Source organism: Actinoallomurus liliacearum (assembly GCF_039542035.1).
Classification (GTDB): domain Bacteria; phylum Actinomycetota; class Actinomycetes; order Streptosporangiales; family Streptosporangiaceae; genus Actinoallomurus; species Actinoallomurus liliacearum.
Genome location: NZ_BAABHJ010000027.1, coordinates 312,989 through 331,181, shown reverse-complemented (window position 1 = coordinate 331,181; position 18,193 = coordinate 312,989). Strand labels below are relative to the sequence as shown.

The window sequence follows — 18,193 nt, the reverse complement described above, 5'->3', positions numbered from 1 at the left end:
GGTCATCAGGGCTCATCGGGTGCGGCTCGCGTACACGACCACGTCGCGCAGGTAGTGCCCGGACACCGGGTCGAAGGCGCCGCCGCAGGTGATGACGCGCAGCTGCGGGTCGGGGGTCGCCTCGTAGACGTCCGCCGTGGGGAAGTCCTCCTTGGGGAAGGCCCGCACGAGATCGACGGTGAAGGCCGCCACGCGGCCGGTCGCGTCGGTGACCAGGATCCGGGCGCCCGGCCGCAGGGTCGCCAGCCGGGTGAAGACGGCCGGACCCGTACGGGAGTCCACGTGCCCCGCGATCACGGCCGGTCCCGTGTCGCCGGGCCGGATGCCGTCGGCGAACCATCCGGCGTGCGCGGGGTCGCGCGGCGGGCGGAGCCGCCCGCGCCCGTCCGTCGTCAGGCGGTCCAGCGGCGATCGCACGCCGATCTCGGGAATCCGCAGCATCACCGGCTCGGCGTACGCGCCGGGCCTGCCTCCGCGCTCGCCGTCGGCATACGTGCCGGGGCTGCCTCCGCGCTCGCCGTCGGCGTACGGGCCGGTCCTGCTCGGGCGGTCGGCACCGGCGTACGCGCCGGGTCGGTCCCCCCGGCCTCCCTCGGCCGGTCCGGGGGACAGTGGGATCAGCCGGGCGGAGACCACCCACGGCGGCGGGGCGACCCGGCTGGCCAGCCCGCCGAGCCCCGCCTCGACCGGGCCGCGCGGCGTCCGGCGCGGCGCCGCGGCCTCGCGCAGGTCGAGCAGGCGCGGTCCCGACGTGCCGTCGAGCACGAACAGCGTGTGCACGGAACCGGCGCGCAGCGTCACCCGTGACGTCACGGGCGCCCCGGACCCGTCCGTGACACGGACCGTGGTCGCCCCCGCCCGCAGCGAACGGTAGGAGGTGACCTCCGGGAACCGCAGGTCCCCGGCGAGCGTGCGGCCGTCGGCGGTGACGGTCACGACCGGCCGCCGCAGCGACGCCTGGATGACGCGGAGCACCACGCGGCCGGTCGGCGCGGTGCGCGCGTCCTCCAGGATCCTGAGCGTGAGGTCCTTGTACGGGCCGAGGCCCGCGACGGTGTAGGCGGCGCGCGGGCGTACGTGGACGTGGGCCGACAGCACCGGCGGGCTCGTCGCGGCCGCGTCGGCGGGGCGCATCGCGACCGTGTAATCGCCGCCGCCGAGCCGCTGGTACGGCGAGAGCACGCCGTAGCCGACGTGCTTGAGCACCAGGCGCGGCGTGCTCCGCCCCGCGGCGTAGAGGTAGACGTCGACGGCGGGAGTGTCGGGGGACAGGTGCGCGAGCCGGAGGTAACCGTCGCCCGGCGCGGCCAGGGCGGAGGAGGCGCCCGGCAGCACGACGCCTAAGACGGTGACGGCGACGATGACGGATCCGCGCATACTGCGGTTCCGGCCGGTGGACCACGGGGGACGGGGCGTCATGACGGTCTCCTGACAGGCTCGCGCCCGTGAGCGGCGCGGGCTGTTGGCGTCGACGGAAACGGTGCCGACCGGGAGGACCCGGCCGATCCTGCCGCTGCGTGAAGTCTCCCTCACGGAGCGCCGTCATGTCCGGTGATCCGGCCGATGCCCGGTGAAGCCGCCCGCCCCGGCGGGGCGGAAGGGCGGGCGGCGGAACGCGGCCGCCGGGCCAGGCGGCGCCGCCGGCGGTCACCGCCGGAGCCGGCCTGCCGACGGGCGACCGGCGGCTCACGGCGGGAGCCGGGCGGCGGACTCGGCGGACGCGATCTGCCCTTCCAGTCGCTTGAGAACGGACAAAGGTTGCCGCCGAGCCACAATTCGCCACGGCTCTTCTGGGTGGCGTGGTGTCCCAAAGCAGAGAAACCCGTATGGTCCAGGGGGGCTATTGCCACCCGCGCGGCACATGTGGTGCCATTTGAGCCCTCTAAGATCTTGATGTTTCAAAATTGTTGACGGAGACGGCGAGGCCATCAATGCGTTCTCCCAAGCGTTCCGGCAGGTGGTCCCTACGGACCAGGCTGCTGGTGCTGAGCCTCGTCCCGATCATCTGCCTGGCCGGGGTCTGGGCGTTCGCCGCCTTCCTCGCCTCCCGCGACGCGATCGGCAAGTACAAGGCGTCGACCGCGTACCACAAGGTCACCATCCCGGGAGCGAAGCTCGAGGCGGCGTTGCAGCGGGAGCGCGCGGTGTCGGCCGTCCTGCTGTACACCAAGGGCCGGCAGGACCGGCAGGAGGTGACCGACGGCCGGGCCGCCGTGGACACCGCGCAGGCGGAGTTCCGCAGGTCGGCGCTCTCGGGCGACGTCCAGCGCTCCGTCAACCCGACGACGCGCCAGCGGCTCGAAGACCTGTGGCAGCAGCTCGACGGGCTCACCGCCCTGCGCGGCCGGGTCGACGCCCAGTCCATGGACGGCCTCGGCGCGATCGGTGACTACAGCACCGTGATCGAGTCGGTGATCCGGGTGTTCAGCACGATGATCGTCGTCGACGACGCGGAGATCTACCAGCAGGGCACGGCGCTGGTCGAGTCCGCCACGGCGCGCGAGTTCGTGATGCGTGAGGACGCCCTGGTGACCGCGGCGCTGGCGACCAGGAGCCACCGGATCAGCGCTCAGGCCTACGGCGTGTTCGCACAGAGCGCCTACAACGAGCGCTATCTCTTCGACGCGGCGCGTTCGCGGGCGAGACCCGCCCTGCGCACTCCGTGGGACAAGATCGTCGACTCGCCGAGCTTCAACGCCTTCCGCTCGCTGGAGGACGCGATCATCGCGACGCGGCCCGGCGCCCGGCTGCCGGCGCAGTCCGTCTCCTGGCAGGCGACGATCGAGCCGCTGATGAGCGCATGGTCGCAGGCGACCATCGACGCCGGCACGACGCTGACCAGCGAGACGAAACCGATCGAGCACAGATCCATCCTCTTCCTCTCCCTCACGGCGGGGATCGGGATCGTCGCGCTGGCGCTGTCGATCGTCGTCTCCCTCCTGTTCGGCCGGACGCTGGCGCGGGAGATGGCCGTCCTGCAGCAGGCCGCCCTCGACCTCGCCCAGGTCCGCCTGCCGCGGGTGATCAAGCGGCTGCGCGACGGCGAGGAGGTCGACGTCGAGGCCGAGAGCCCTCCGGTGCAGGGCGGCGGCAGCAAGGAGGTCTCCCGCGTCGCGGACGCCCTGGGCACCCTGCAGCGGACCGCCGTCGAGGCCGCCGTGGGCGAGGCGCGGCTGCGGAAGGGGATCAACAAGGTCTTCATCAACCTCGCGTGGCGCAACCAGTCGTTGCTCCACCGGCAGCTCGCGATGCTCGAGACGATGGAGAAGCAGGCCCGCGACCCGGACGTCCTCGACGACCTGTTCGCGCTCGACCATCTCACCACCCGCATGCGCCGCCACGCCGAGGGCGTGGCGATCCTGTCGGGCGCCGCGCCCGCCCGCGGCTGGCACAACCCGGTCGGCATCAAGGACATCCTGCGCGCGGCGGTCGCCGAGGTGGAGGACTACACCCGCGTCGTGGTCGAGTCCGCGACTCCGACGGCGCTCGACGGTTCCATCGTCGCCGACACGACGCACCTGCTCGCCGAGCTGATCGAGAACGCCACGGCCTTCTCCCCGCCCACCACGCAGGTGCAGGTCCGCGGCGAGCTCGTGGCCCACGGCTACGCGATCGAGGTCGAGGACCGCGGCATCGGCCTCAACGACGAGGAGCTCGCCGAGGCCAACGAGAAGCTGGCGAACCCCCCGGAGTTCGACCTGCTCGACAGCGACCAGCTCGGCCTGTTCATCGTCGGCCGGCTCGCCACCCGGCACGGGATACGCGTCACCCTCGGCGCCTCGCCGTACGGCGGGGTCCGGGCGGTCGTGCTGGTTCCGCCGGATCTGCTGGCCGGCGACCAGGCGTTCGACTACGACGACGCGTTGCCGGAACAGCCCGCCATCGACCCGGCCTGGCGTGCCGTCGCCGAGGTCGAGGCGCCCATCGACCGGGCCTGGCGTGCGGTCGCCGAGGTCGAGGCGCCCGCCGACCCGCCTCCGCCGTCCCTGACCGCGCCGCTGGAGATCGCGGCCCCGGTCGGCGGCGGCCAGTGGGAGGAGGAGGCCCAGTGGTCGGACGACCAGGCCGCCCCCTGGCCCACTCCGGACTGGGTCGGCTCCGGCTGGGCCGGCGACGACATCCAGGCGCCGTACGAGGGCTGGACCGACGAGGACGCACCCGAACTGCCGAGGCGCGTCCGCCAGGCGAACCTCGCACCGCAGCTCCGCAGGGAGCAGACCGGGCCGGAATCCACGGCCGACCAATCGATGACCACACGCCCGCCGGAGGAGACCCGGTCGCTCATGGCATCGCTTCAACGGGGTTGGCAGCGCGGCCGCCAGGCCCCGGACCTTGACGAGTAGCCGCGAAGGTGAGGGGCCGATGCTGGATACGACCGGTGAGCTGAACTGGTTGCTCGACGATCTCGTAGGGCGGGTCGCCCGGGTGCGCCACGCGATGATCCTGACCGGCGACGGACTGCCGATGGGGACGTCACGGGGGATGGACCCGGAGGAGTCCGAACGGTTCGCCGCGCTGGCGGCCGGGCTGTACAGCCTGGCCCGGACGGTGAGCGAGCGCGTCGAGGGCGGGGGTATCCGCCAGACGGTGATCGAGCTGGAGAAGGCGTTCATGTTCGTGGTCGCGGCCGGCGACGGCACGTGCCTGGCGGTCGTGAGCGAGGGCGACGCGAACATCGGCTTGATCGCGTACGAGATGGCGCGGCTGGTCAAGCGGGTCCGCCGCCATCTGGCCACATCCGCGCGCTCGGCGGCCGCGAGTCCGGACGGACCACCGGGGGGAGCGTGATCCCCCGTGACCGCGTCCAAGCGCCGATGGTTCGACGACGCGGCCGGCCCGGTGGTCCGGCCGTACGCGGTGAGCCGTGGCCGGACCCGGTCGTACGGGGAGACGCTCGACCTGCTGGCGGTCGTCATGGGCCGGGCGCCGGCCAGGGCGGACCGGCGGTGGCTGGACCCGGAGCACCTGCGGCTCCTCGGCCTGTGCCGGAGGCCGATGACGGTCGCCGACCTCGCCGCCGACGTGGGGCTGCCGCTCGGCGTCGTCCGCGTCCTGCTGGGCGATCTTCAATACTGGGGCCTGATCAGCGTGCGGCCTCCCGACACGCGTTCCTACGCGCACGACGAACGGATACTCAGGACTGTGCTCAATGAGCTATACACACTTTGACTCCGGCGTCACCGCGCAGGACTCGCCGATGGCGATCAAGATCCTCATCGCCGGCGGGTTCGGGGCGGGCAAGACCACATTGGTCGGCACGGTCAGCGAGATCCGGCCGCTGCGCACCGAGGAGGCCCTCACCAGCGCGGGGATCGGCGTCGACGACACCTCCGAGGTCGAGGCCAAGGAGACCACGACGGTGGCGATGGACTGGGGTCGCATCACCTTTCGGAACAACGTGGCGCTGTACCTCTTCGGGACCCCGGGCCAGCACCGGTTCTGGTTCATGTGGGACGAACTCGCCCGGGGGGCGGCCGGCGCGGTGGTCGTCGTCGACACCCGGCGGCTGGCCGACGGCTTCGCGGCGATCGACTACTTCGAGCAGCGCGGCACGCCGTTCGTCGTGGCCGTCAACCGTTTCGACGGCGCGCCGCGGTACGACGTGCACCGGGTCCGCGCGGCCCTCGACGTCGACCCCGACGTGCCGATCATCCTGTGCGACGTGCGGCGCCGGGAGTCGGCCAAGCTGGTCCTCGTGTCCATCGTCGAGCACGCGCTGCGGCTGGCCGGCCGGCGCGTCCCCGCGGGCTGACGCCCGGCCGGCGCGGTCCCACCGGGCGAGGACCGGCCGGTGGCGCGCCCCCACGTGCCGGGCGCGCCCGACCGGAAGCGGACATTTTTCTGAACCATCGCCATGGTGGAACGTTCCATTGCATACTCGGCGGAGCGGAGGAAACCGCAGCGACCGGACCCGCCGTGGTGGCGCTTCGAGGGACGGCGTGAGAATGGCACGAGCGTCATCGACGAGCGAGGAGTCGAAGGAGGCCGCGTGTGAGCGAGCGAAGCGAGCGAGCCATCGGCGCAGGGCCTCTGGTCACTCCTCCGACGAAGGAGGCCGCATGAGCGAGGCGAAGACCGAGATCCGCACCGAGGGGGCGCCCACTCCGCTACCGGTGTTCTCCCAGGGAGTGCGCAAGGGGCCGATCCTTCAGGTGTCCGGCCAGGGCCCGCAGGACCCGGCGACGGGGGAGTACCTCCACGCCGGGGACGTGAAGGCGCAGACCCGCCGGACGCTGGAGAACGTCCGCGCCATCCTGGAGGCGGGCGGGGCGTCGGTCGGGGACGTGGTGATGTTCCGCGTCTACCTCACCAGGCGCGCCGACTTCGGGCCGATGAACGAGGAGTACGCCGCGTTCCTCGAGGAGCACGTCAAGGACGGCGTCAAGCCCTGCCGGACCACGCTCATCGCCGAACTGCCGAACGAGGCCATGCTCGTCGAGATCGACGCCCAGGCCGTCGTCGGCTGAGGGCGCGGCACCCCGACGCCGGACGCGGCGTCTCCGGCCCTGAGCCGCGCCGTGTCCACGAGGAGGACGCGACCGGTCGCCGGTGAGCGCGGTACGCGCGGGAGACAGGAGATGACGTTGGAGCACACCGAGACCGGCGCCGTCGCGGGCGGGATCGACGCCGAGCGGGTCGCCGAGCTCGCGGCCGAACGGCTGGACTGGCGCTTCAAGGCCGTTCCCGCCTCGGCGTGGGGGAGTACGGTGGCCGGCTTCGTGGCGGGGCGGCCTTCGCTGGAGGACCTCGGCACCCCGCTGCTCACGCTCGACGCGAGCGCGCTGGAGCACAACCTGCGCACGATGGCCGGCTGGTGCGCGGCGGTGGGCGTGGACCTGGCCCCGCACGGCAAGACCACGATGGCCCCGGCCCTGTGGGAGCGGCAGCTGGCCGCGGGTGCCCGCGCCATCACCCTCGCCAACCTCCCACAGCTCAGGGTCGCCCGCGCGTTCGGCGTGCGGCGCGTCCACCTCGCCAACACCGTCCTGGACCCGGCGGGGCTGCGCTGGATCGCCGCCGAGCTCGACCGTGACCCGGACTTCTCCGTCACCTCCTGGGTCGACTCGATCCGCGCCGTGGAGCTCATGGATCAGGCGCTCGGCGGCGGCCCGGTCGAGCCGTCGCGGCCGCTCGACGTCTGCGTGGAGCTGGGCGGCGCGGGCGGCCGAACCGGCGCCCGTACGCTAGACGAGGCGCTGGCCGTCGCGGAGGCCGTCACGGCGGCGCGGCACCTCCGGCTCGTCGGCGTCAGCGGCTATGAGGGCGCGCTGGCCCACGGCTCCGTCGCGGAGGCGGTCGCCGTGCTCGAGTCCTATCTCGGTGACCTGCGAGAGCTGCACGACCGCCTTCGGGACGGACGGCTGCTGGACGAGGCGGACGAGACCGGCGACGCCGTGATCACCGCCGGTGGGAGCGCGTGGTTCGACGTGGTCGTCCGCGTCCTCGCTCCGGCCTCGGACGCCCGTACCCGGGTCATGCTCCGCTCCGGCGCGTACCTCATCCACGATGACGGGTTCTACCGTGGCGTCTCGCCGTTCGCCCGGGAGGTGGGAGCCGTGCGACTGCGCAGCGCGATGCACGGGTGGGCGCGGGTCGTCTCCCGGCCGGAGCCGGGGTTGGCCCTCCTGGACGCCGGCAAGCGCGACCTTCCCTACGACGAGGGCATGCCGGAGCCGCAACTCGTACGCGGACGCGGGCCGCTCGCCCCCGGCGCGCACGTCAGCAGGCTGAACGACCAGCACGCGTTCCTCCGGGACGCGGACGTGTCGGTGGGCGACGTCGTCCGTCTGGGACTGTCCCACCCCTGCACGGCGTTCGACAAGTGGACGCTCATCCCGGTCGTGGACGACGCCGCGGCCGACGGTCCGGTGGTGGTGGATCTGGTCCGGACCTTCTTCTGAAGATTCATTATTTGAACTACGGGACGGTAACTGACGAAATTGTTTGATCGATTTCCATGACCGAGCTCGATTCGGTACTGTTCTACCGTTTTATGCCCCGCATGCATGATCGCTTGCGCCCCCTCGACAGCGACTCATGAAAGGACGCCACCGTGGGTACAGCGGTGCTCCCCCGTGAACTGCCGCCCCGCCTCGTGACCGCCGTCATGAGCGCCTCCGCGGATGTGGGAATGTGAACATCTTTCTCTGGACTCCCCTGCTCGTCCTCCTGTCCGTGACGCTCGCGGTGCGGGGGCGCCGTCGGTCCGCGGCGGCCGCGCCCGACCCGAACGCCTACCCCGAGTCGATGACCGCCGTGCTGCCTCCCGGCGACGAGGAATATCTCGCCTGGCTGGCCGATGATTCCTGGCCGAACGACGAATATCTTGATCTCGAACGCACCTGGCGCGCCGAACTCGAGCCGATCACTGTTGATCACGACAGACCCGTATGCCCGGGCTGTGAGCGTCCCGGGGACGACGTCTGGCCTTGCCCGAATTGTGGGCTTTTGGTGCATTCGACGTGTGGTCACGGAATGCGCCGCAGAAAGATCGCCAAGCCGTACCGGACCCGTGACATGGCCGCCGAGTCCGTCGTCGCCGAGTGGGTCTGCCGCCGGTGCGCGTCGATCGTCGGACTCGACGTGGACCGCGGCGACGAGGAGACCGGGCACGGCCTGCATCAGTGACCCGGCGGGGCCCGGCGTTGACGCGCCGGGCCGCGTCTGCTTACGGTCGTCATACCGACCAGTCGGTATGCTGACGGGCCGGGCAGACCCGACGGCCGCAGAGGCCGCGTTCGCGAGGGGACGGCGATGGACTTCGCATTCGACCAGACCACCATCGAGTACCGCGACCGGCTGCTGGAGTTCATGGACTCGCACGTCCATCCGGCCGAGCCCGTCTACGCCGCGCAGGCCGCCGAGCTCGCCGGCACGTGGGCCACTCCGCCGGTGATCGAGGACGTGAAGGCCGAGGCGCGCAAGCGCGGCCTGTGGAACCTCTTCCTCCCGCACGAGCCGTACGGCGCCGGCCTGAGCAACCTGCAGTACGCCCCGCTCGCCGAGATCATGGGCCGGTCGCCGAAGATCGCGCCGGTCGCGCTCAACTGCGCGGCGCCCGACACCGGCAACATGGAGATCCTCGCGCTGTTCGGCACGCCCGAGCAGAAGGAGCGGTGGCTCGAGCCGCTGCTGGACGGCGCGATCCGCTCGGCGTTCTGCATGACCGAACCGGCCGTGGCCTCCTCCGACGCCACCAACATCGGGCTGCGCATCGAGCGGGACGGCGACTCGTACGTGCTGAACGGCCGCAAGTGGTGGACGTCCGGCGCGCTCAGCCCCGAGTGCGAGATCTTCATCGTGATGGGCGTGACCGACCCGGACGCCCCGCCGTACCGCCGGCAGAGCATGGTGCTGGTGCCGAAGGACACGCCCGGTGTCACCGTCGAGCGGGGACTGCACGTCTTCGGCTACGACGACGGCACGCACGGCGGCCACGCCGAGATCTCCTTCCACGACGTACGGGTGCCGGTCGCCAACATCCTCCTCGGCGAGGGCGAGGGCTTCCGCATCGCGCAGGAGCGGCTCGGGCCCGGCCGCATCCACCACTGCATGCGCGCCATCGGCATGGCCGAGCGCGCCCTGGAGCTGATGTGCGAGCGGGTCGTGTCACGGGTCGCCTTCGGCGGGCCGATCGCCGACCAGGGCGTCGTGCAGGACTGGATCGCCGAGTCGCGCATCCGGATCGAGCAGGCGCGGCTGCTCGTCCTGAAGACCGCGTGGCTGATGGACACCGTCGGCAACAAGGGCGCCCGGGTGGAGATCTCGGCGATCAAGGCGCTGGTGCCGGAGATGGCGAACTGGGTGATCGACCGGGCGATCCAGGCGCACGGCGGCGCGGGCGTCTCGCAGGACTTCCCGCTCGCCGAGCTGTGGGCGGGCGTGCGGACCCTGCACCTGGCGGACGGTCCCGACGAGGTGCACAAGCGGTCGATCGCCCGTCGCGAGCTCGCCGCCTACCGGGGCAGATGATGGCGGACGAGCGCCCGCTGCCGGAACGGCTGCTGGCGGTGGCCACCCGGCTGTTCGCCGAGAACGGCTACGAGGGCACCTCCGTCCAGGAGATCGTCCGGGCCGCCGGTGTCACCAAGGGGGCGATGTACCACTATTTCGCCGCCAAGGACGACTTGCTCTACGAGATCTACCACCGGTTGCTCGCCCTGCAGACCGATCGGCTGCGGCGGTTCGCGGGCGGCACCGGCCCGGCGGAGGAGCGCCTGCGCGCCGCCGCCGTCGATGTGATCGAGACGAGCATCGCGCACCTGGACGAGCTGACGGTCTTCTTCCGCTCGATGCACCTGCTGCCGGCCGAGAAGCAGAAGGCCGTACGGGCGGAGCGGCGCCGCTACCACGAGTGCTTCCGCGCCCTGGTGGAGGAGGGGCAGCGGGAGGGGACCTTCCGGCCCGGCGTCCCGGCGGACCTGGCGGTCAACTTCTTCTTCGGCGCGGTGCACCAGCTGAGCACGTGGTGGCACCCGGACGGGCCGCTGGACGCCGGGGCGGTGGGCGACTACTACGTCGGTCTCTACCTCGACGGGTTGCGGGAGCCCGGCGACGGCTCGCCGGGCCGATGAATCATTCGCCGCCGCTGCGGTAGATGGAGGACATGCAGAAACTGTCATTGGAAGCCCGGGCTCGCGAGCAGCTGGACCGGGCCCTGAGCGACTCGGCCGGCCGCAGTGCCACCACGGTCTACGGAGGGCACGAGCACGTGCTCCGGCAGACGCTCATCGCGCTCAAGGCCGACACGACGATGGACGAGCACGTGGGCCCGGAGGAGGGCACCGTCCAGGTCCTGCAGGGTCGCGTCCGGCTCGTCGCGGGGGACGACTTCTGGGAGGGCCGGACCGGCGACCTGATCTTCGTGCCGAAGGCCCGGCACCGCGTCGAGGCGATCGAGAACTCGGCCATCCTGCTCACCGCCGTCAAACTGCCGTCGGCGCCGGAGAACATCTGAACCGCTCCGGGCGGGCCGGTGACCTGCACCGGCCCACCTCGGTCGCCGCCGCCCCTTGACCGTAACCGACCACTTACCTGAGCATGGGGGTCGATGCGGAAGGCGGTGGCGTCATGACGACCCGGTCCGGTCCGGCCCCATCGGAGATCGGCCTGTCCTCACTGGAGTTCTGGGCGCTGCCCGGCGAGGCGCGCGAGGCGGCCTTCGCGGACCTGCGCGCCCGGGAGCACCCGGCCTTCTTCCCCGAACTCCCCGTCCCGTTCGTGCGGCCCGGTGAGGGCTTCTACGCGCTGGTGCGGCACGCGGACGTCAGCGAGGCCAGCCGCCACCCGGAGATCTTCAGCAGCGAGCCGAGCGCGACCAGCATCCCGGACTTCCCCGCGTACATGGAGCGGTTCTTCGGCTCGCTGATCAACATGGACGATCCCCGGCACGCCAAGATCCGCCGGATCGTGTCCCGCGCCTTCACTCCGAAGATGCTCGACAAGACCGAGGAGGACGTCCGGCGGCGCGCCGCGCGGATCGTCGACGAGCTGATCGAGACCGGTCCGGGGGACTTCGTCGCGAAGGTCGCCGTACGCCTGCCGGTCGAGGTCATCTGCGACATGCTCGGCATCCCTGAACGGGACTACCCCCGGGTCATCGAGCGCACGAACGTCATCCTGGGCAACTCCGACCCCGAGTACACCGGGATCAAGCCCGGACGGGTCGGTCGCGTCACCGCGGCCCGCGCGCTGTTCAAGATCATCTGGGCGGCCCGCGACCTGCACCGGCTCGCGGCCGGCCTGGGCCGCCAGCGCGTCGAGAACCCGACCGGCGACCTGGTCTCGGCGCTGGTCAACGCCAACGTCGACGGCGAGCGGCTGACCGTCCGCGAACTCGGCTCGTTCTTCCTGCTGCTCGTCGTCGCGGGGAACGAGACGACCCGGACGGCCCTCAGCCACGCGCTGAAGCTGTTCACCGACTTCCCCGACCAGCGGGCGCTGCTCCTCGAGGACCTCGAGGGCCGGATCGGGGGAGCGGTCGAGGAGATCGTGCGCTACTCCACACCCGTGATCTTCATGCGCCGCAATCTCACTCGCGACCACGAGATGAACGGGCACACCTACCGGGCGGGCGACAAGGTGCTGCTGTTCTACAACTCCGCCAACCGCGACGAGGCGGTGTTCGAGCACGCGGACGTCTTCGACATCACCCGCGGCCCGAACCCGCACGTCGGCTTCGGCGGCCCGGGCCCGCACTTCTGCCTCGGCGCCAACCTGGCCCGGCGGGAGATCACCGTGATGCTCCGGGAACTGTTCACCCGGGTCCCGGACATCCGCGCCGCCGGCGAGCCCGACCGCCTGCTGTCCGGCTTCATCAACGGCTACAAGCGTCTGCCCTGCACCTTCACCGCACCCTGACCGCCCTCAGAAGAGCAGGTCCTCGGCCCCCCTGCCGGATGGGTCCGCGCTCAGCAGTTCCGCATGGAGGTCGTCCATGTGGCGGCCCGGTTTCTCCTCGTCGCCCGTCGTCTCACGCAGTGACCACTCGGGGAGCGAGTCGTCGTCCAGGTCGTGATTGGGCACGTCGAGCGCGTACAGGACGGCGAAGGCCGCGTCGCAGGCGGCGCGCCGCGCCAGGGTGATGACGTCGGTCCGGTCGGCGCCGGCGTCGAGCAGACGGCAGGCGGCGGCGATGCCGTCGATCTCGCCGGGCCGCTCGAGGCTGTTGATGGCGTACTCCCAGATGTGGCGCAGCAGCAGGAAGCGGGCGAGCTGCGGGATGTCCTCCCCGACCTCCAGCCGCGCGTCTTCCTCCGGGTACTCGGCGCCGAGCGCGGCGAACCGGTCGCGTAGCGCGAGCGCGCGGGCGCGGTCCGCCTCAGAAAGGGTCTCCAGCCAGCCGGTCCAGCCCGATGGGGCCGATGATGCAGACGTCATGATCGCAGTATGGCCGCGCCACCCGGCCGGGGATGCCGGCGGGGTGGCGCGGGAGCGGGCGTCCGCCCGGGTCAGGAGGGAAGGCTGACGAACCTGACAAGGAACTCCCGGGCCGGGGAGGAGTCCAGGCGGTAGTCGTAGTTGGTGTCCTTGCAGGCGTCGTCGTCCCCGCTGATGGTGGTGGCCACCAGGAGGTCGGTGTTGCCGAGGAAGTTGGGGCCGCCGGAGTCGCCGAAGCAGGTCCCGCCGTCGCCGCGGTCCGGCTGGAGCTTCAGCCACCGGTGGGTGAGCCCCTGGTAGGAGATCGACGTCCGGCTGCGGGTGTCGGTGTAGACGAACTTCATCTTGCGCTTCACCTTGGACGGGTTGAGCGACCCGTACCCGACCGGCGTGAACTTGGCGTCCTTCAGCGAACCGTCGGCGCGCATCCGGGACAGCAGGTCCTTCGAGGGCAGGCTGGCGGGCTTGATGCCGGCGATCGGCGAGTCGAAGACCACGACGGCCATGTCGTACCGGTCGGCGTCGGAGTCATAGCGCTCGTCCGGTATGTACCGGCCGGTGTAGACGGCGTCCCCGGCCTTGTAGTGACTGGAGAAGGCCACCCGCGCGGTGCCCTTCTTGCCCTCCCGGCAGTGGGCCGCGGTGAGGAACACCGTCGGCGAGATGAGCGTGCCGGTGCAGTAGGACCAGGTGCCGTCGGGGTACGGCCTGTTGGCGATCAGGGCACCGACCGACGGATGGTCCTCTCCGTCGGGAGATCCATTGGTGATCGCTGATGCGGGGGAGGCCAGACCGACGATCATAAACGCAGAAATTGCAACGGGGGCGGCAAAGCGCATGGGCAGACCTTAAACGGAAATACCGTCTTTAGTCCAAATGATCAGGAAAAGATCTACTTACCGCCTCAGTCCTCCGACCTGCGGATACATCGCCGGATCGATGATCCGAATGGTGTGGTACGAGCGGGCGCACCCGGCCGTCCGGAAAGGCGAGCGGGCCGAAGCCGTGACGGTCCCGGGCCGTGATCAGGAAAGGCCGATTCGCCGTGCGGCGCGGTCCCAGGCGGCGTCGTCGCCGCGCGGGCGGTAGACGGTCAGATCCTGCGTCCGGCGCACCAGCTCGCGCGGCTCGACGGCCGACCCGTGCGCGCGGGCCTGCACCAGAGCGTTCCCGATCGCCGTCGCCTCCACGGGCCCGGCGACGACCGGCAGGCCGCAGGCGTCCGCGGTGAGCCGGCACAGCAGCGCGTTGCGCGCCCCGCCGCCGACGATGTGCACGACCTCGACCGACTTGCCGGAGAGCCGGGCGGCGTCCCGGATCGCGGCGCGGTGCCCGAGGGCGAGGCTCTCCAGGATGCAGCGGACGACCGCCGCCCGTCCCTCCGGCGGCCGCTGGCCGGTCCGCGCGCAGTACGCCGCGATCCGCGCGGGCATGTCACCCGGCGGGAGGAACGCCTGGTCACCCGGGTCGACGAGCGCGGCGAACGCCGGTGCGTCCGCCGCCGCGGCCAGCAGGTCGGGCAGCGACGCCTCGGCCCGCCACGTCCGCAGCGACTCCTGCAGCAGCCACAGCCCCATGACGTTGCGCAGGTAGCGGATCGTGCCGCCGACCCCGACCTCGTTGGTGAACCCGGCGACCCGGCTCTCCTCCGACAGCACCGGCGCGTCGAGCTCCACCCCGGCCAGCGACCAGGTGCCGCACGACACGTAGCCGAAGCGGTCGTGCTCGGCGGGGACCGCCAGGACGGCCGAGGCGGTGTCGTGCGAGCCGACCGCGGTGACGGGCAGCGCGTCCGGCAGTCCGGTCTCGGCCGCGACGTCCGGCCGCAGCGTGCCGATGACGTCGCCCGGCCGGCGCAGCGGCGGGAAGATCCCGGTCGGCAGCCCGAGGCGTTCGATGAGGGAGTACGCCCAGTCGCCCGCGCGCACGTCGTACAGCCCGGTCGTCGAGGCGTTGGTCATCTCCGCGCCCGCCTCGCCCGTCAGCCAGTACGCCAGCAGGTCCGGGATCATCAGGAGCGTGCGGGCGGCCTCCGGCACCGGTGCCGACAGCAGCTGGTACACCGTGTTGAACGGCAGGAACTGCAGCCCGCCGACGTCGTACAGCGTCTGCGCGCCCAGCTCGGCGACCACCTTGTCCATGACGCCGTCGGCGCGGTCGTCCCGGTAGTGGACCGGGTTGCCCAGGAGGGTCCCGGCGGGGTCGAGCAGCCCGTAGTCGACGGCCCAGGAGTCGACGCCGATCGAGGCGACCCCGTCGGCGGCCCGCAACCCGTCCAGGACGTGCCCGTACAGGCCGAGCACGTCCCAGTAGAGGGTGCCGCCGGCGCGCACGGGGCGGTTCGGGAAGCGGTGCGCCTCCCGGAGGGTCAGTTCGTCCTCGCCCACCCGGGCGACCATCACGCGCCCGCTGGAGGCGCCCAGGTCCACGGCGGCGAATGAACGCGGCGTCATGAGACCTCCTTCGTCGGTCGAATGACCAAGATGCTGTGCTTGCGGATTCCCTCGCTTCGCTCGGTCATCGACTCTGCTCCTGGGGGGCGTCCGTGATCACGATGGTCAGCCGGCGCGGGCCGTGCACGCCCTCGACACGGGACAGCTCGATGTCGCTGGTCGCCGACGGACCGGAGATGAACGTCAGCGGCCGCTCGGGGGAGAGGCCCTCGATCGCCTCGGGCACGTCCGCGGAGATCCGCGCGGCCTCGACCACGACGACGTGGTGGTCCGGGACGAGCGTGAGCGCGCGGCGGCCCTGCCCCGGGCCGTGGTCGAGCACGACGGTGCCGGTCTCGGCGATGGCGGCCGCGCAGCCGGTGATCACCCCGTCCAGGGCGTCGAGCTCGGCCACCGACACCGGCGGGTCGTCCCGTACGACGTCGACCTCGGCCGTCCACGCCTCGGGCAGGCCGTCCGGGGCGACATAGCGGCCGCGCAGCTCGCCGAGCACACCGGGCAGGTCCGCGGCGGCGATCCGGCGGACCTCCGCGCGGTAGTCGGCGGCGCGCTCGGCGAACAGGGCCACCACGTCGCCGTCGTGATGGCGGCGGAGGTACGGCCGGGGCAGCGCGGCGTACGCGGCGGCGTCCGCCGGCGCGTCGCCGAGCCGCCGCAGGATCTCCTCGCGGGCGTTCACGATCGCTTTTCCCACCATTCGCGGAAGGTCTCCCTCGCGGGGACGGGCGCGTCACGGGTGTCGGTCCAGCGCGTCAGGGGGCCCGGCAGCCGGCGGATACCGCCCCCGCGGCCGAGAATCCGCCCGGCCGTGCCCGCCAGGCGCTGCCCGAAGGCGAGCCGGGTGGGGGAGCGCAGCGTCCAGGCGGCGAACCGCATGGCCGCCTTCTCCGCGCGGCCGTGCACGGCGCGCGACCGCAGGTGCACGAGCACCTCGGGGATGTCGATGGCGACCGGGCAGACCTCGTAGCAGGCGCCGCACAGCGTCGAGGCGTACGGCAGCGAGTCGTCGACCGGCGAACCGGATCCGCGCAGTTGCGGCGACAGGATCGCGCCGATCGGCCCCGGATACGGCGACCCGTACGCGTGCCCGCCCGCGCGCTGGTAGACGGGACAGACGTTGAGGCAGGCCGAGCAGCGGATGCAGCGCAGCGCCTGCCGGCCGACCTCGTCCGCGCGCGTCGCCGTACGCCCGTTGTCGACCAGGACCAGGTGGAACGTCTGGCCCTCGGTCGCGCCCGACCAGATCGAGGTGTAGGGGTTCATCCGCTCGGCGGTCGACGAGCGCGGCAGCAGCTGGAGGAACACCTCCAGGTCCCGCCAGGCGGGCACGACCTTCTCGATGCCCATCACCGAGATCAGCGTCTCGGGGAGCGTCAGGCACATCCGGCCGTTGCCCTCGGACTCGACCACGACGAGGGACCCGGTCTCGGCGACCGCGAAGTTCACCCCGGACACGGCGACCTTCGCGGCCAGGAACCGCTCCCGCAGATGGGTACGGGCGGCCTCGGCCAGCCGGGCGGGTTCGTCGGTCAGGTCGTCGGGCGCCCCCGGCATCTCCCGGCGGAAGATCTCGCGGATCTCGGCGCGGCCCCGGTGGATCGCCGGGACGAGGATGTGCGAGGGGCGGTCGTTCCCGAGCTGGACGATGAGCTCGGCCAGGTCCGTCTCGTGCGCGTGGATGCCCTCGGCGGCGAGCGCCTCGTTCAGGCCGATCTCCTGGGTGGCCATCGACTTGACCTTCACGACGTCGGTCTCGCCGGTGGCCTTGATCAGATCGGTGACGATCCGGTTCGCCTCGGCGGCGTCCCGGGCCCAGTGCACGGTGCCGCCGCGCGCCGTCACCTGCTCCTCCAGGAGCCGCAGGTAGTGGCCGAGGTGCTCGATCGTGTGATCCTTGATGAGCTTGGCCGTCTCGCGCAGCTCCGCCCAGTCGGCCAGCTCGCTCACGGCGGCGGCGCGCTTGGCGCGGATCGTCGTGGTGGCGTGCGCGAGGTTCCGGCGCAGCCGCGTGTCGCGCACGGCGCTGCGCGCGGCCTCCGGGAAGGCGGGCATCCCGACGTACGTCGGCATGCGCCCGCCGGACCCGGCCGTTCGCTGGGGAGTGGACATGGGAGGTTCGCCGATCCGCTCGTTCACTCGGTGGCCGCCAGGATCTCGGCCAGGTGCAGGGTCCGAACGCCCGTGCGCAGCCGGGACAGCAGGCCGCCGATGTGGGCGAGACAGGAGTTGTCGGCCGCGCAGACGACCTCCGCGCCGGTCTGCCGGATCCGGGAGACCTTGTCCGCGCCCATCGCGGCCGACACGTCGGGGTTCTTCAGCGCGAAGGTGCCGCCGAAGCCGCAGCACTCCGCCGCGTCGGGGAGCTCGACGAGGTCGATGCCGCGTACGGCGCGCAGCAGGCGCAGCGGCCGGTCCCCGAGGCCGAGGGCGCGCAGGGAGTGACAGGTCGGGTGGTAGGTGACGCGGTGCGGGAAGTACGCGCCGACGTCCTCGACGCCGAGCACGTCGACGAGCAGTTCGGACAGCTCGTGGACCCGCGCCCCGGTCCACCGGGCCTCCTTGGCCAGGCCCTCGTCGCCGATCGTCCGGGCCACCCGCGGGTGGTTCTCCCTGATCATGCCCGCGCAGGACGCCGACGGGACGACGATCGCGTCGAACGATTGGAACGTTTTAACGAAATCCTTGACGAGCGGACCGCACTCCCGGTCGTACCCGGTGTTGTAGTGCATCTGACCGCAGCACGTCTGCGCCGTGGGGAAGACGACCTCGTGGCCCAGGCGCTCCAGCAGGGTCACGACCGCCTTGCCGGTTCCGGGGTAGAGCGTGTCGTTGAAACAGGTGACGAACAGGGCGATGCGCAT

At 71.9% G+C, this 18,193-nt stretch carries 18 protein-coding genes; 11 read left to right on the top strand and 7 right to left on the bottom strand.

Translation table 11 applies throughout. From position 1 onward, the window contains the following. Nucleotides 1–12 precede the first annotated feature (12 nt). Entirely contained in the window at nt 13–1,419 is a 1,407-nt protein-coding gene (locus ABD978_RS33075; RefSeq protein ID WP_345363533.1) for a class F sortase, read from the bottom strand. Nucleotides 1,420–1,931: 512 nt separating this feature from the next. Between ABD978_RS33075 and ABD978_RS33070 the strand changes: the two genes are divergently transcribed. The 11 genes from ABD978_RS33070 to ABD978_RS33020 all read left to right on the top strand — a co-directional run bounded on the left by ABD978_RS33070 (nt 1,932) and on the right by ABD978_RS33020 (nt 12,360). Further along, a complete protein-coding gene (locus ABD978_RS33070) occupies nt 1,932–4,343 on the top strand; it encodes a sensor histidine kinase (protein ID WP_345363531.1) in 2,412 nt (803 codons plus the stop codon). A 19-nt stretch (nt 4,344–4,362) separates the two neighbouring features. Next, complete coding sequence (locus tag ABD978_RS33065) at nt 4,363–4,788, top strand: roadblock/LC7 domain-containing protein (RefSeq protein ID WP_345363529.1); 426 nt, start codon at nt 4,363–4,365, stop codon at nt 4,786–4,788. 6 nt (nt 4,789–4,794) lie between these two features. Further along, nucleotides 4,795–5,169, top strand: coding sequence for a DUF742 domain-containing protein (locus tag ABD978_RS33060; protein ID WP_345363527.1), 375 nt, complete (start codon nt 4,795–4,797; stop codon nt 5,167–5,169). Beyond that, nucleotides 5,150–5,752: a GTP-binding protein gene (locus ABD978_RS33055; protein WP_345363525.1), complete on the top strand. Its 603-nt coding sequence runs from the start codon at nt 5,150–5,152 to the stop codon at nt 5,750–5,752. The genes ABD978_RS33060 and ABD978_RS33055 overlap by 20 nt, the downstream gene beginning before the upstream one ends. 307 nt (nt 5,753–6,059) lie before the next feature. Then, nucleotides 6,060–6,467: a RidA family protein gene (locus ABD978_RS33050; RefSeq protein WP_345363523.1), complete on the top strand. Its 408-nt coding sequence runs from the start codon at nt 6,060–6,062 to the stop codon at nt 6,465–6,467. Between the two features lie 111 nt (nt 6,468–6,578). Then, nucleotides 6,579–7,901 carry an alanine racemase gene (locus ABD978_RS33045; RefSeq protein ID WP_345363521.1) on the top strand — a complete coding sequence of 441 codons (1,323 nt, stop codon included), beginning with the start codon at nt 6,579–6,581 and terminating at the stop codon, nt 7,899–7,901. A gap of 346 nt (nt 7,902–8,247) precedes the next feature. Next, nucleotides 8,248–8,628 carry a hypothetical protein gene (locus tag ABD978_RS33040; RefSeq protein WP_345363519.1) on the top strand — a complete coding sequence of 127 codons (381 nt, stop codon included), beginning with the start codon at nt 8,248–8,250 and terminating at the stop codon, nt 8,626–8,628. Between the two features lie 126 nt (nt 8,629–8,754). Further along, nucleotides 8,755–9,972, top strand: coding sequence for an acyl-CoA dehydrogenase family protein (locus ABD978_RS33035; protein WP_345363517.1), 1,218 nt, complete (start codon nt 8,755–8,757; stop codon nt 9,970–9,972). Further along, nucleotides 9,972–10,574 (top strand): TetR/AcrR family transcriptional regulator, encoded by a 603-nt coding sequence (locus tag ABD978_RS33030; RefSeq protein ID WP_345363515.1) that lies wholly within the window; start codon nt 9,972–9,974, stop codon nt 10,572–10,574. The genes ABD978_RS33035 and ABD978_RS33030 overlap by 1 nt, the downstream gene beginning before the upstream one ends. A gap of 32 nt (nt 10,575–10,606) precedes the next feature. Next, entirely contained in the window at nt 10,607–10,957 is a 351-nt protein-coding gene (locus ABD978_RS33025; protein WP_345363513.1) for a cupin domain-containing protein, read from the top strand. A 113-nt stretch (nt 10,958–11,070) separates the two neighbouring features. Beyond that, nucleotides 11,071–12,360 (top strand): cytochrome P450, encoded by a 1,290-nt coding sequence (locus ABD978_RS33020; RefSeq protein ID WP_345363511.1) that lies wholly within the window; start codon nt 11,071–11,073, stop codon nt 12,358–12,360. Nucleotides 12,361–12,366: 6 nt separating this feature from the next. Here the strand turns inward: ABD978_RS33020 and ABD978_RS33015 are convergent, their stop codons facing one another. The 6 genes from ABD978_RS33015 to ABD978_RS32990 all read right to left on the bottom strand — a co-directional run bounded on the left by ABD978_RS33015 (nt 12,367) and on the right by ABD978_RS32990 (nt 18,193). Next, nucleotides 12,367–12,879: a hypothetical protein gene (locus tag ABD978_RS33015; protein WP_345363509.1), complete on the bottom strand. Its 513-nt coding sequence runs from the start codon at nt 12,877–12,879 to the stop codon at nt 12,367–12,369. A gap of 71 nt (nt 12,880–12,950) precedes the next feature. Next, nucleotides 12,951–13,682: a trypsin-like serine protease gene (locus ABD978_RS33010; RefSeq protein ID WP_345363507.1), complete on the bottom strand. Its 732-nt coding sequence runs from the start codon at nt 13,680–13,682 to the stop codon at nt 12,951–12,953. Nucleotides 13,683–13,904: 222 nt separating this feature from the next. After that, a complete protein-coding gene (locus tag ABD978_RS33005) occupies nt 13,905–15,332 on the bottom strand; it encodes a rhamnulokinase (protein WP_345363505.1) in 1,428 nt (475 codons plus the stop codon). Nucleotides 15,333–15,396: 64 nt separating this feature from the next. Continuing rightward, nucleotides 15,397–16,029 carry a LutC/YkgG family protein gene (locus tag ABD978_RS33000; protein ID WP_345363503.1) on the bottom strand — a complete coding sequence of 211 codons (633 nt, stop codon included), beginning with the start codon at nt 16,027–16,029 and terminating at the stop codon, nt 15,397–15,399. Next, nucleotides 16,008–17,441, bottom strand: a complete 1,434-nt coding sequence (locus ABD978_RS32995) for a lactate utilization protein B (protein ID WP_345363501.1) — start codon at nt 17,439–17,441, stop codon at nt 16,008–16,010. The genes ABD978_RS33000 and ABD978_RS32995 overlap by 22 nt, the downstream gene beginning before the upstream one ends. 23 nt (nt 17,442–17,464) lie before the next feature. Beyond that, entirely contained in the window at nt 17,465–18,193 is a 729-nt protein-coding gene (locus ABD978_RS32990; RefSeq protein ID WP_345363499.1) for a (Fe-S)-binding protein, read from the bottom strand.

What these genes read in the sequence shown, in the direction of transcription:
- ABD978_RS33075 (WP_345363533.1), bottom strand. Translation starts at nt 1,419, where the DNA reads ATGACGCCCCGTCCCCCGTGGTCCACCGGCCGGAACCGCAGTATGCGC.
- ABD978_RS33070 (WP_345363531.1), top strand. Translation starts at nt 1,932, where the DNA reads ATGCGTTCTCCCAAGCGTTCCGGCAGGTGGTCCCTACGGACCAGGCTG.
- ABD978_RS33065 (WP_345363529.1), top strand. Translation starts at nt 4,363, where the DNA reads ATGCTGGATACGACCGGTGAGCTGAACTGGTTGCTCGACGATCTCGTA.
- ABD978_RS33055 (WP_345363525.1), top strand. Translation starts at nt 5,150, where the DNA reads ATGAGCTATACACACTTTGACTCCGGCGTCACCGCGCAGGACTCGCCG.
- ABD978_RS33050 (WP_345363523.1), top strand. Translation starts at nt 6,060, where the DNA reads ATGAGCGAGGCGAAGACCGAGATCCGCACCGAGGGGGCGCCCACTCCG.
- ABD978_RS33045 (WP_345363521.1), top strand. Translation starts at nt 6,579, where the DNA reads ATGACGTTGGAGCACACCGAGACCGGCGCCGTCGCGGGCGGGATCGAC.
- ABD978_RS33040 (WP_345363519.1), top strand. Translation starts at nt 8,248, where the DNA reads ATGACCGCCGTGCTGCCTCCCGGCGACGAGGAATATCTCGCCTGGCTG.
- ABD978_RS33035 (WP_345363517.1), top strand. Translation starts at nt 8,755, where the DNA reads ATGGACTTCGCATTCGACCAGACCACCATCGAGTACCGCGACCGGCTG.
- ABD978_RS33030 (WP_345363515.1), top strand. Translation starts at nt 9,972, where the DNA reads ATGGCGGACGAGCGCCCGCTGCCGGAACGGCTGCTGGCGGTGGCCACC.
- ABD978_RS33025 (WP_345363513.1), top strand. Translation starts at nt 10,607, where the DNA reads ATGCAGAAACTGTCATTGGAAGCCCGGGCTCGCGAGCAGCTGGACCGG.
- ABD978_RS33020 (WP_345363511.1), top strand. Translation starts at nt 11,071, where the DNA reads ATGACGACCCGGTCCGGTCCGGCCCCATCGGAGATCGGCCTGTCCTCA.
- ABD978_RS33015 (WP_345363509.1), bottom strand. Translation starts at nt 12,879, where the DNA reads ATGACGTCTGCATCATCGGCCCCATCGGGCTGGACCGGCTGGCTGGAG.
- ABD978_RS33010 (WP_345363507.1), bottom strand. Translation starts at nt 13,682, where the DNA reads ATGATCGTCGGTCTGGCCTCCCCCGCATCAGCGATCACCAATGGATCT.
- ABD978_RS33005 (WP_345363505.1), bottom strand. Translation starts at nt 15,332, where the DNA reads ATGACGCCGCGTTCATTCGCCGCCGTGGACCTGGGCGCCTCCAGCGGG.
- ABD978_RS33000 (WP_345363503.1), bottom strand. Translation starts at nt 16,029, where the DNA reads ATGGTGGGAAAAGCGATCGTGAACGCCCGCGAGGAGATCCTGCGGCGG.
- ABD978_RS32995 (WP_345363501.1), bottom strand. Translation starts at nt 17,441, where the DNA reads ATGTCCACTCCCCAGCGAACGGCCGGGTCCGGCGGGCGCATGCCGACG.
- ABD978_RS32990 (WP_345363499.1), bottom strand. Translation starts at nt 18,193, where the DNA reads ATGCGCATCGCCCTGTTCGTCACCTGTTTCAACGACACGCTCTACCCC.